Below are 12121 nucleotides of genomic sequence, written 5' to 3'. Positions count from 1 at the left end.
AAGAATGTCACTATGTTGAGCCGAACCGCCGATCACCTCTACTGGATGTCCCGCTATACCGAGCGGGCAGAGAACACAGCCCGCATGCTCAATGTGAGCTACGAGACCTCCATGCTGCCGCAGTCCGCGACCGCAGCGACCAAGGCCTGGCAAAGCGTGCTGTCCATCAGCGAGCTGCTGCCTGCCTACTACGAGCGCCATGACGAGATCACCCTCGATGGGGTGCTGCACTTCATGGTGCGCGATGAGACCAATACCTCGTCGATCTACAGCTGCCTGCTGGCTGCGCGCGAGAACGCGCGTGCCGTGCGTGGCGCCTTGACCACCGAGGCCTGGGAGACGCAGAACCTGACCTGGCTCGATATGAACCGGCTGTTCAAGGCCAAGAAGTTCGAGACCGACCCGGCCAAGTTCTTCGAGTGGGTCAAGCACCGCTCGCACCTCTCGCGCGGTGTGGTCTCGGGCACGATGCTGCAAGACGATGCCTTTTTGTTCTTGCGCCTGGGCACCTTCATCGAGCGGGCCGACAACACGGCCCGCCTCCTGGATGTGCGCTTCCATGCTGTCAAGAACGACTACCACGGCTCCTACCAGCCGGGCAAGGGCAGCCAGCCCTCGGACTTCTACCACTGGAGCGCGATCTTGCGCAGCGTCTCGGCCTTCGAGGTCTACCGCAAGGTCTACCGCAATGTGATCACGCCCGAGCGCGTGGCCGAGATGCTGATCCTGCGGCGCGACATGCCGCGCTCCCTGCATGCCAGCATGTACGAGGTGGTGCAGATCCTGCAGGCCGTTGCCAATGACCACTCGGCCGAGACCCAGCGCCAGGCCGGCCTGCTCTTGGCCGAGCTGCAGTACGGGCGCATCGATGAGCTGCTGGCCACCGGCCTGCATGCCTTTTTGGTGCGCTTTTTGGAGCGCGTGCATGCGCTGGGCGGCCGCATTGGCCAGGATTTTCTGGCCACCACGGAGCCGGTGGTTGCCTGATTCGCGACCAGCCAGAAAGGCAAAAGGCTGCGGTGTTTATCGCAGCCTTTTTTTTGTCCATGTCGCGGGCATTCAGCTGCCCGCGACCAGAGCTGACTCCTGGCGATCAGTAGCGGTAGGTCGCGGTCAGCAGAAAGTTGCGGCGCTCGCCGTAGAAGCAGTCGCCGCGTGAGAGGCACTGCGTGATCACGACCTTGTCGGTCAGGTTGTTGGCATGGAAGGCCAGGCGCCAGTCGCCGCTGTCATAGGCCACCATCGCATCGGTCAGCAGCGAGGAGGGCGTGTCGATGGCGCTGGTGCCCGACCACTGCGAGCCGGTGTAGCGCATGCCCGCACCCACGCTCCAGCCGCCGCGCCCCTGGCTGGCAAAGCGGTGTGTCAGCCAGCTCGATGCCATGTGGCGCGAGACGGCGGCCACGCGCTGGCCCTGGTCGCCGGCATTGCTGCGGCTGATCTTGGCATCGGTATAGGCATAGGCGAGCGTCCAGTCCCAGCGCTTGGCCAGGCTGGCGGTCATCTCGGCTTCAAAGCCCTGGGTCTTGACCTCGCCCAGCTGCAGGCTGTTGAGCGGGTTGGCCGGGTCATTGGTCTTGCGGTTTTGCTCGCGCAGGCTGTAGACGGCGGCATAGCCGGAGATGCCCCGGCCCTCGGGAATCCACTTCACACCGGCTTCGACCTGCTTGCCGCGCTGGGGCTTGTAGGGCGTGCCGTAAAAGTCCACGCCGCCCAGCGGCTGGAAGGACTCGGTGTAGCTGATGTAAGGCGCCCAGCCGCCGCCGGCCTGGTAGGTCAGACCGACGCGCTTGGTCCAGGCCGAATCGTCGGCAGCGGCTGCGGGCCGCCCTTCGGTCTCGGTCTTGGCATGGTCGCGGCGCAGGCCGGCCGTGGCGCTCCAGTCGCCCCAGCGCAGCTGGTCCTGCAGGTAAAAGCCCAGCTGGCGCTGCGACACGTTGGGCGCCTGCACCAATTGCGAGGCCGTGGGCGGCGTGAACGAGCCATAGACGGGGTTGTAGACATCGAGCGGCGTGCCCAGCGCGCGCCAGCTCGCCTGGCTGGTGGTGTTGCGCTGCCAGTCCATGCCAGCGAGCACCGTGTGCTGCACTTCGCCGGTCTGCAGCTTGCCTTCGAGCTGGGTATCGACCAGCAGCATGCGGCCGCCATTGACCTGCCAGACAGCATCGCGCTGCACGGTGCGGCCATCGGCATCGAACACCGGCCGGGCAGGGCGGCCAGCAGCTGCGTTGGCGGCAAAGCTGGTGTAGAGCGTGCGGTAGTCCACCTCGCTGGTGGTGCGGCGCAGGTTCTGGCGCAGGGTCCAGCTGTCGTTCAGCTGGTGGCTGAACAGGTAGCCAAAGGACTTGTTCTCGGAGTCGTACTTGTCAAAGTTCGGCTCGCTGATGAAGGTGTTGGTCGGAATCTGGCCATAGGGGCTGGGTAGGCGCGTGCCCTGCCAGGGGAAGAACTGGGTGATCGAGCCGCTCTTGTCCTTGTGGTACATGGCCTGCAAGGTCAGCGAGGTGCCGGCAAAGGGCTTGAAGGTGAGCGAGGGCGCAATGACCAGGCGGTCGTCCTTGACATGGTCGACCTGGGTGTTGCTGTCACGGCCCACTGCCACCAGGCGGTAGAGCCAGCGGCCGTCTTCGTCGATGGGGCCGGTGATGTCGCTGGCAATCTGCTTGCGGCTGTGGCTGCCCAGCTGAACCTGCAGCTCGCGCTGGGGCTGGTCCAGCGGGCGTTTGCTGGTCAGGTTGAGCACGCCGCCCACACTGCCCTGGCCGTAGAGCACCGACGAGGGGCCGCGCAGAAACTCGACCCGCTCCAAGGTATAGGGCTCGACCTTGATGTTGTTGTAGGTGCCATAGGTGCGCAGCAGGCCATCCTGGTACTGGCTGACATCGCCGCCGCGCGCCTTGAAGCTGTCGACCCGGTTGTCGAAATAGCTGGAGTTGATGCCCGCTGCATAGCGTGTGGTCTCGCGCAGGGTCGTCACGCCCTGGGCTTCAAACTGGTCGCGCGTCACCACGCTGATCGCTTGTGGCGTCTCGATCAGCGGCGTGTCGGTCTTGGTGGCCGAGATGGCGCGTTTGGCGACAAAACCTTTGACCGGGCCGGTGGCCGTCTCGGCTTGGCTCTCGCCCTGCACGGTGATGGGGGCGAGCGTGGTTTCTGCCGGCGCAACAGTTACCGATTGCGTGCTTTGTGCCAATGCGTTGCCACCCCAGCAGGCCAGGGCAGCCCACAAGGCCGTGTGCAAAGCGGAGTGCAGCGCACGCGGCGCGGCTGCGGGGATCAGGGTGTCAGACATGGTGGTCGGGTGTTGAACGCGGAAAAACGGCGCGCTCCAAGGGGCAGCGCTTGAGCATTACCGGGCCTGACCACTGCCATGCAGGGAGGCTGCGCTGTGGATGCAGGTGCTGGCATCCAAGGCGCCCAACTGCGGCCTGTGGACCGCGAGGCGAAGGGATAGTCGTGCACGCAGCATGGCAGTGAGGGCGGACCTGGTGCGCTGGCTGGCATCGGTAAACAAACGATGCTGGCGTGCGAAGAAAGATGAAGGCGCAGTGTAATAGAAGTCGCGAATGATTATTGTTTAACCATCAATGCAAGCAGGTTTGTGCGACAGATACAACAAAAAAGGACCCGAAGGTCCTTTTTGTTGTGTGTTGCAGCGCGGGCGCCTTATTCGACCTCGCCCATGATGGACTGCAGGTAGTTCTGGATGCCGACCTTGTCGATCAGGTCCAGCTGGGTTTCCAGAAAATCGATGTGCTCTTCGGTGTCATCCAGAATCTTTTGCAGCAAGTCGCGCGAGACATAGTCACGCACGGTCTCGCAGTGGGCAATGCCGTCCTTGATGGTGACTTGCGCGGCTTGCTCCAGGCGCAGGTCACAGGCCAGCGCTTCTGGCACGTCTTCACCGATCTGCAGCTTGCCAAGGTCCTGCAGGTTGGGCAGGCCGTCCAGCATGAAGATGCGGTCCATCAGCCAGTCGGCATGCTTCATCTCGCCAATGGATTCCTCATATTCCTTCTTGGCCAGCTTGTCCAGACCCCAGTGCTTGTACATGCGGTAATGCAGAAAGTACTGGTTGATGGCGGTGAGTTCGTTTTTCAGCTGCGCTTGCAGAAAACCGATGGCCTTGGGATCGCCTTTCATGGTGGGCTCCTTCTCTTGTGTGAATGACGGGTATTGGGGCTATTGTCCTTGCGAAAGGTCAAGCAACCAAACCGGGCAGCGCTTATCCCCCGTGCTTTTGCTCTGGCTGCGTGTAAGGCTGAGTCGTGTTCTCATTTGACGCAGCCCGCAGCTTGCTTGCATGATGCGGCTTGCTGCAGCGCAACTGCGCTGTAATGGCGCTGTGCTAAGTTGCAGTGAGCAAGGCGCGCTAAGCGGTGCAGGCTTGCAAAACAGGCCGCTGCCCGCATATAGCCATCTGCCTTGGGTCAGGATTTAAATAATAGTTTGTTTAAATTGAAATGATTATATTAATTGAATTGATCAATTAGTAAGATCTTTTTATACTGACTCCTGTCAATCGTTTTTACTCAACAGAAGGAAACCACCATGTCCGTACTCAACAGCAAGATCAAGCCTTTCGCGACGCAAGCATTCAAGGATGGCAAGTTCATCGAAGTGACCGAAAAAGACGTCCTGGGCAAGTGGGCTGTGTTCTTCTTCTACCCTGCGGACTTCACCTTCGTGTGCCCCACCGAACTGGGCGACGTGGCTGACCACTACGCTGAACTGCAAAAGCTGGGCGTGGAAGTCTATTCCGTCTCGACCGACACCCATTTCGTGCACAAGGCATGGCACGACACCTCGGACACCATCGCCAAGATCAAGTACACGATGCTGGGTGACCCAACCTGGCAAATCAGCCAGAACTTTGACTGCCTGCGCGAAGGCCAAGGCCTGGCAGACCGTGCCACCTTCATCGTCGATCCAGAAGGCGTGATTCAGGCCATGGAAATCACCGCTGAAGGCATCGGCCGCAATGCAGAAGACCTGCTGCGCAAGATCAAGGCGGCCCAGTACGTGGCTTCGCACCCCGGTGAAGTCTGCCCAGCCAAGTGGCAAGAAGGCGAAAAGACCCTGGCTCCTTCGCTGGACCTGGTCGGCAAGATCTAAGCCTAAGCCTTTACTTACTGCTGCAATTCCAACGTAGTAGACGCCCGGGTGCCTGGCGCCCGGGCTTTGTTTTTTTGAAAAGTGCTGCATCGCCCCCTGGCGGGGCACGAGAAGTTTGAAGGAAGTCCCATGCTCGACAACACCATGAAAGCCCAACTGAAAGCCTACCTGGAGCGCTTGACCAAGCCCGTCGAGCTGGTGGCGACCCTGGATGACGGTGACAAGTCGAAGGAAGTGCGCCAGCTGCTGGCCGATATCAAAGAACTGAACGACAAGATCACGGTGGTCGAAGACAATGCGGCCGATGTGCGCAAGCCGTCTTTCCTGATCACCAACCCGGGCACCGATGTCGGCGTGCGTTTCGCCGGTGTGCCGCTGGGCCATGAATTCACCTCGCTGGTGCTGGCGCTGCTGCAAGTGGGCGGCCACCCCTCCAAGGAGTCCGCCGAGCTGCTCGAGCAGGTCAAGAACATCGACACGCCGCTGCACTTCGAGACCTTCTACTCGCTGTCCTGCCACAACTGCCCGGACGTCGTGCAGGCGCTGAACCTGATGTCCGTGCTCAACCCCAAGATCACGCACACCGCGATCGATGGAGGCCTGTTCCAGAAGGAAGTGCAAGAGCGCGAAATCATGGGTGTGCCCACCGTGTTCGTCAACGGCCAGCGTTTTGGCCAGGGCCGCATGGAGCTCGCCGAGATCGTTGCCAAGGTCGATACCGGCGCTGCAGCGCGCGAAGCGCAAAAGATTTCGGGCAAGGACGCCTTTGATGTGCTGATCGTCGGCGGTGGCCCCGCAGGCGCGGCCGCAGCAATCTATGCGGCACGCAAGGGCATCCGCACCGGCATTGCGGCCGAACGCCTGGGTGGCCAGGTGCTCGACACCGTGGATATCGAGAACTTCATCTCCGTGAGCAAGACCGATGGCCCCAAGTTTGCGGCCGCGATGGAGAGCCATATCCGCGACTACGAGGTCGACATCATGAACCTGCAGACCGCCAAGGCCCTGACGCCCGCAGCGCAGGAGGGTGGCCTGATCGAGATCGAGACCGAATCGGGTGCCAAGCTCAAGGCCCGCACGGTGATCCTGTCGACCGGCGCGCGCTGGCGCAACATGAATGTGCCCGGTGAGGATACCTACCGCACCAAGGGCGTGACCTACTGCCCGCACTGCGACGGCCCGCTCTTCAAGGGCAAGCCCGTCGCGGTGATCGGTGGTGGCAACTCGGGTGTCGAGGCGGCCATTGACCTGGCTGGCGTGGTCAAGCATGTGACCTTGCTGGAGTTTGCCGCCGAGCTGAAGGCCGATGCCGTGCTGCAGCGCAAGCTGCGCAGCCTGCCCAATGTGACGGTCATCCTGAATGCGCAGACCACCGAAGTGAACGGTGACGGCAAGAAGGTGACGGGCCTGACCTACAAGGACCGCACGAACGACGAGACCAAGACCGTGGCGCTCGAAGGCATCTTTGTGCAGATCGGCTTGCTGCCCAACACCGGCTGGCTCAAGGGCACCGTGCAGCTGACCCCGTTTGGCGAGATCGAGATCGACGCCAAGGGCCACACCAACCTGCCCGGCGTGTTTGCTGCCGGTGACTGCACCAATGTGCCCTACAAGCAGATCGTCATCGCCGCAGGTGCCGGTGCGACCGCTGCGCTGAGCGCGTTTGACCACTTGATCCGCACCACGGCTCCGGCTGCCTGATCTGCCGGATCAGCGCTGAAATAACAATGCCCCGAAACCGCAAGGTTCGGGGCATTGCTACATCTGGACCGACTTGGGTAGCTGAGCCAGCTGAACGACGGTTAGCTGGCTGGCGGCAACTTACCCCTGTTTGCCGATCAGCAGGTACTCCATCAAGGCCTTTTGCACATGCATGCGGTTCTCGGCCTCGTCCCAGACGACGGACTGTGGGCCGTCGATGACCTCGGCCTGCACCTCTTCGCCGCGGTGGGCGGGCAGGCAGTGCATGAAGAGGGCGTCCTTCTTGGCCACGGCCATCATGTCGAGGTCCACGCACCAGTCGGCAAAGGCCTTCTTGCGCTTTTCGTTTTCCTCTTCATAGCCCATGCTGGTCCAGACATCGGTGGTGACCAGATCCGCGCCCTTGCAGGCCTCGTGCGGATCGCTGAACAGCTGGTAGCAGCCCTTGTCGTAGGCGCGGCCGCTGAAGGCCAGTTGCTCGTCGATGCCGTAGCCGCTGGGCGTGCTGACATGGACCTTGAAGCCCAGCAGGTTGGCCGCCTGCAGCCAGGTGTTGGCCATGTTGTTGCCATCACCCACCCAGGCGACCGTCTTGCCCTGGATCGAGCCGCGGTGCTCGATGAAGGTGAAGATGTCAGCCAGGATCTGGCAGGGGTGGAACTCGTTGGTCAGGCCATTGATGACCGGCACGCGCGAGTGCGACGCAAAGCGCTCGATCTTGTCCTGGCCGAAGGTGCGGATCATCACCAGATCGGTCATGCGGCTGATCACGCGCGCGCTGTCCTCGATGGGCTCGGCGCGGCCCAGCTGGCTGTCGCCGGTGGTCAGGTGGACCACCGAGCCGCCCAGCTGGTACATGCCGGCTTCAAAGCTCACGCGGGTGCGGGTGCTGGCCTTCTCGAAGATCATCGCCAAGGTGCGGTCAGCCAGGGTGTGGTGGGTCACATAGCCCTTGAACTTCTGCTTGATCAGCGCCGCGCGCTTGAGCAGGTATTCGTATTCGTCGGCCGTGAAGTCCTGGAATTGCAGATAGTGTTTCATTGCGTTCTTTTCTGGCCTTATTGGCCCGCCAGGAAGGATTTGACCAGCGGCACGAGCTTGGCGACGATCTCATCGGCCTCGGCTTCGGTCAGGATCAGCGGTGGCACGATGCGGATCACGGTGTCGGCCGTCACGCTGAACAGCAGGCCGGCTTCTTGCACGCCGCGTGTGATCAGCTCGCCGCAAGGCTTGTTCAGCTCCACGCCGATCATCAGGCCCTGGCCGCGCACTTCGACAAAGCCGGGCGTGCCCGCCAGCGCCTGGTTCAGCGCCGCCTGCAGGTAGTCACCCACCTTGGTGGCATTGGCCAGCAGGCCTTCTTCTTCCATGATGGCAATGGTTTCCACACCGGCGCGCATGGCCAGCGGGTTGCCGCCAAAGGTGGTGCCATGGTTGCCCGGTTGCAGCACCTTGGCAGCCTTGGGGCCGGCGACGACCGCACCCACCGGTACGCCCGAGCCCAGGCCCTTGGCCAGCGACATCACATCGGGCACGATGCCGGCCCACTGGTGGGCAAACCACTTGCCGGTGCGGCCCATGCCAGCCTGGATTTCGTCGACGATGAACAGCCAGTCCTTGGCGTCGCAGAGCTCACGCACCTGCTTCATGAAGTCGGCGCGCATCGGGTGCAGGCCGCCTTCGCCCTGGATGGGCTCCATCATCACGCCAACGATATTGGGGTTGCCTTCGGTCGCTTCCTGCAGCGCGACGAAGTCATTGGCCGGCACGCGCAGAAAGCCGTCGAGCAGCGGGCCAAAGCCATTGCGCACCTTGGGGTTGGCGGTGGCGCTCATCGTGGCGATCGAGCGGCCATGGAAGGCATGGTCGAACACGACGATTACCGGCTTTTCGATGCCCTTGTCCACGCCGTACTTGCGGGCGATCTTGATCGATGCCTCGTTCGCTTCCAGGCCGGTGGAGCAGAAGAAGACATTGGTCATCTTCGAGCGCTCGACGAGCAGGGCCGCCAGCTTTTCCTGGCCGGGCACATAGTAGTAGTTGCTGGTGTGGATCAGCTTGGTCATCTGGTCGTGCAGCGCAGCGACCAGCTTGGCGTGGTTGTGGCCCAGCGTGTTGACGGCGATACCGCCCAGCGCATCGAGGTACTCCTTGCCGTTGACATCCCACACACGCACGCCCTGGCCTCGCTCCAGTGCGACCGGCACGCGGCCATAGGTAGTCATCACATGGGGCTCAGAAGGCTTGACGGTGTCTTGCATGGAAATCTCCGGAAAAAAGAAACAGAATCAAAAAATCCGCCATGGCCCAGGCCCCTATGGCATGGCACCAGCGGAAGTCCCATTCTAGGGGCTGCGTAGCGACAGACTAGTGAAGAATGCGCATCACAGAATCGCAGTGGAGCCAGAGTGCTGGCGAGGCCCAATCCTCGCAAGCTAGACTACGCAGCGCCAAGGCACTGGCCTGCTGCGCAAAGTTATGCACTTCTTGCATTTGATGATGTTTTGAACTTATGCCTTGCGCGTGCGTATCTCTTATATAAGAGTTAAAATACGGGTTTGGCCTGAGGCAGTGATCCTGTGCTCAGGCGTCTATCAGAGGCTTCCATCCCATGGTTTCTCCCACATCTCAAGAAGTTTTCATTCTGGGCCTGACCCAGAATGGCAAGACCTTTCGCCCCAGTGACTGGGCGGAGCGTCTGGCGGGGGTGATGAGCCAGTTTCGTCCCGGCGGTATGCGCCGTGGTGGCCATCTGGGCTATTCGCCCTGGTGCGTTCCCACGACGATGAATGGCGCCAAATGCGTGATCGTCAAGCGGGAGTTGCAGGTGCACGAGCCGATGGCTTGGGACTTTGTGATGAACTTTGCGCGCGACAATGGCCTGCAGACCACCGACGCCTGCCTGATTCCGGAGGCGCCAGGCAACCCTGGCGGCCCCGCCAGTCCGGCTGGCAGCACCGGCAACACCACCACCAAGGCCTGAGTTTTCAGGCCTTTTTTGCGAGCCGGTATTTGGCATGGCTTGGTTTGTGCGGCGCGGGTGCCGGCGGTGCATCGGTTGCCCCATGGCCGCGATGCATGGGCGCCTAGCCTGCTGGGCTGGGCTGGGTGCAGGTTGGCCTATCTCACCCGGCACTGCAAAGAAACGGCCCACACAACGAAAAAAGCCGTCTTGCGACGGCTTTTTAGTTCACTGAGAGCGCACCCGTTACAAACGGCGGGCAGGGGATCCTGCCCGTGCGATTGCCTAATGGGCTTAGGCGGCCAGTGCCAGGGCCTTGACCTTGGCAGCAATGCGGCTCTTATCGCGAGCAGCCTTGTTCTTGTGGAAGATGCCCTTGTCGGCAATCGTGTCCAGCACGGATTGCGCCTTGGCAAACAGTTCGGTGGCCTTGGTCTTGTCGCCAGCGGCAACAGCCTTTTCCACGTTCTTGATAGCGGTACGGTACTTGGAACGCAGCGAGGTGTTGGCGGCGTTCAGCTTGATGGTTTGGCGGGCGCGCTTACGGCCGGATGCCAAACGGGGGTTCTTTTTGACTGGCTTAGATGCCATGATGAGTGTCCTTTGAGTCTGCGGATGTTTTCAGTGAATCGGGCATTATAGCCGCTGTTTACTCAGAAATCCAGATAACCCGCAATTTCCCGCCAGCGGCGCGGCTACACTGCCCGGGTGTCACTGTTCAAAGCTGCCTCCACCGTCTCCCTGTTTACGCTGCTCTCGCGTATCACAGGGCTTGCCCGCGATCTGCTGATGGCCACCATGTTTGGTGCCAGCGCACTGACCGACGCGTTCAACGTTGCCTTTCGCATTCCCAACCTGTTCAGGCGCCTGTTTGCAGAAGGGGCCTTCAGCCAGGCCTTTGTGCCGGTGCTGGCCACCACCTTGACCAAGGAAGGCGAGGAGCGCACACGTGACTTGGTGCACAGCGTGGCCACGGTGCTGTTCTGGATTCTGGCGCTGACCTGCGTGCTGGGTGTGGTCGCGGCGCCCGCGCTGGTCTGGCTGCTGGCCAGCGGCCTGCGCCAGAACCCGCACAGCTATGACGCAGCGGTGCTGATGACGCGCTGGATGTTTCCCTATATCGGCTTCATGTCGCTGGTGGCGCTGGCTGCGGGCGTGCTCAATACCTGGAAGCGCTTTATCGTGCCGGCCTTCACGCCGGTGCTGCTCAATGTCAGCATGATTGTGGCGGCCCTGGCGCTGACGCCCTGGATGCGCAGCCATGATCTGGAGCCCATCTATGGCATGGCCGTTGGCGTGATGGCCGGCGGCGTGCTGCAGCTGGTGGTGCAGTTTCCGGCGCTGCGCCGCATCGGCATGCTGCCGCGTATTTCGTGCCGGCCCTCGGTCATCAGGCAGGCCTGGGCCGATGCCGGCGTGCGCCGCATCCTGTCGCTGATGGCGCCCGCCCTGCTGGGCGTGGGCGTGGCCCAGATCTCGCTGATGATCAATACCCAGATTGCCTCCTACCTGGCACCGGGCAGCGTGACCTGGCTGTTCTATGCCGACCGTCTGATGGAGTTCCCCACCGCCTTGCTGGGCGTGGCGCTGGGCGTGGTGCTGACGCCGCAGCTGTCATCGGCCAAGGCGGCCGGTGATGATGAGCGCTATGGCGCCATGCTCGACTGGGGCCTGCGCATTGTGGTGTTGCTGGCCGCCCCTTGTGCGGCGGGCCTGCTGCTGTTTGCCAAGCCCTTGGTGGCCGTGCTGTTCCACTATGGCGCGCTCAAGGGCTCGGACGTGGGCCAGATTGCGCTGGCGCTGCAAGGCTATGGCGTGGGCCTGCTGGCCATGGTGGCCATCAAGGTGCTGGCGCCCGGCTTCTATGCCAGCCAGGACATCCGCACGCCGGTGAAGATTGCCATCTGTGTGCTGGTGCTGACGCAGCTGTTGAACCTGGTGCTGGTGCCCACGATGGCCCATACCGGGCTGGCCTTGTCGATCGGCCTGGGTGCGGTCATCAATGCGCTGTGGCTGCTGGTGGGCTTGATCCGGCGCGGCAGCTTCAAGCCCAAGCCGGGCTGGTGGATCTTTCTGGCCCGGGTATCGCTGGCCGTTGCGCTGCTGGGCATCTTTCTGGCCTGGGGCGCGCAGATGACCGATTGGGTCGCGCTGGGCGCGCACCGCCTGGAGCGCGTGGGTCTGCTGGCGCTGTGGATGGCGGGGGCGGCGCTGCTGTATTTTGGTGTGCTGGCCTTGTCCGGCATGAAGCTGCGCGCAATGTTGCGCCGCTGACAGAATAGTTCCCTCTATTAGGGAATATGCGGTTTTTGCGTGATTTCCATCGCGCAGACCCTGCAGGCC

10 protein-coding genes are annotated in these 12121 nt (G+C 62.1%); 5 read left to right on the top strand and 5 right to left on the bottom strand.

Annotation, left to right across the window (positions count from 1 at the left end; genetic code table 11):
* The first annotated feature begins 12 nt into the window (after positions 1-12).
* Complete coding sequence (locus WH265_RS05460) at positions 13-987, top strand: alpha-E domain-containing protein (RefSeq protein WP_339557608.1); 975 nt, start codon at positions 13-15, stop codon at positions 985-987.
* A 106-nt stretch (positions 988-1093) separates the two neighbouring features.
* Here the strand turns inward: WH265_RS05460 and WH265_RS05455 are convergent, their stop codons facing one another.
* Both WH265_RS05455 and bfr read right to left on the bottom strand, forming a co-directional pair.
* A complete protein-coding gene (locus tag WH265_RS05455; RefSeq protein WP_339557607.1) occupies positions 1094-3292 on the bottom strand; it encodes a TonB-dependent siderophore receptor in 2199 nt (732 codons plus the stop codon).
* A gap of 374 nt (positions 3293-3666) precedes the next feature.
* On the bottom strand, positions 3667-4143 hold the full coding sequence (gene bfr, locus WH265_RS05450) for a bacterioferritin (protein ID WP_339557606.1): 477 nt from the start codon (positions 4141-4143) through the stop codon (positions 3667-3669).
* Between the two features lie 408 nt (positions 4144-4551).
* Between bfr and ahpC the strand changes: the two genes are divergently transcribed.
* Both ahpC and ahpF read left to right on the top strand, forming a co-directional pair.
* Positions 4552-5115, top strand: a complete 564-nt coding sequence (ahpC, locus tag WH265_RS05445; RefSeq protein WP_021025534.1) for an alkyl hydroperoxide reductase subunit C — start codon at positions 4552-4554, stop codon at positions 5113-5115.
* Between the two features lie 129 nt (positions 5116-5244).
* Entirely contained in the window at positions 5245-6816 is a 1572-nt protein-coding gene (ahpF, locus tag WH265_RS05440) for an alkyl hydroperoxide reductase subunit F (RefSeq protein WP_339520829.1), read from the top strand.
* A 120-nt stretch (positions 6817-6936) separates the two neighbouring features.
* On the opposite strand, the gene argF is transcribed toward ahpF, so the two are convergent.
* Together argF and WH265_RS05430 are read right to left on the bottom strand one after the other, a co-directional pair.
* Positions 6937-7857 (bottom strand): ornithine carbamoyltransferase, encoded by a 921-nt coding sequence (gene argF, locus WH265_RS05435; RefSeq protein ID WP_339520827.1) that lies wholly within the window; start codon positions 7855-7857, stop codon positions 6937-6939.
* Positions 7858-7874: 17 nt separating this feature from the next.
* Positions 7875-9077, bottom strand: a complete 1203-nt coding sequence (locus tag WH265_RS05430) for an aspartate aminotransferase family protein (protein WP_021025537.1) — start codon at positions 9075-9077, stop codon at positions 7875-7877.
* Between the two features lie 350 nt (positions 9078-9427).
* Between WH265_RS05430 and WH265_RS05425 the strand changes: the two genes are divergently transcribed.
* A complete protein-coding gene (locus WH265_RS05425) occupies positions 9428-9799 on the top strand; it encodes a DUF3579 domain-containing protein (protein ID WP_021025538.1) in 372 nt (123 codons plus the stop codon).
* 273 nt (positions 9800-10072) lie between these two features.
* Here WH265_RS05425 and rpsT read toward each other — a convergent pair whose 3' ends face one another.
* Positions 10073-10369: a 30S ribosomal protein S20 gene (rpsT, locus tag WH265_RS05420; protein WP_021025539.1), complete on the bottom strand. Its 297-nt coding sequence runs from the start codon at positions 10367-10369 to the stop codon at positions 10073-10075.
* A gap of 117 nt (positions 10370-10486) precedes the next feature.
* Here rpsT and murJ point away from each other — a divergent pair, with 117 nt between their 5' ends.
* Positions 10487-12052: a murein biosynthesis integral membrane protein MurJ gene (gene murJ, locus WH265_RS05415; RefSeq protein WP_339557605.1), complete on the top strand. Its 1566-nt coding sequence runs from the start codon at positions 10487-10489 to the stop codon at positions 12050-12052.
* Positions 12053-12121 lie beyond the last annotated feature (69 nt).

The organism is Comamonas sp. MYb396 (assembly GCF_037479555.1).
In the GTDB taxonomy this organism is placed as follows: Bacteria; Pseudomonadota; Gammaproteobacteria; order Burkholderiales; family Burkholderiaceae_C; genus Comamonas.
The sequence above is the reverse complement of the archived record's forward strand: the minus strand, read 5'-3'. Positions and strand labels throughout refer to the sequence as shown.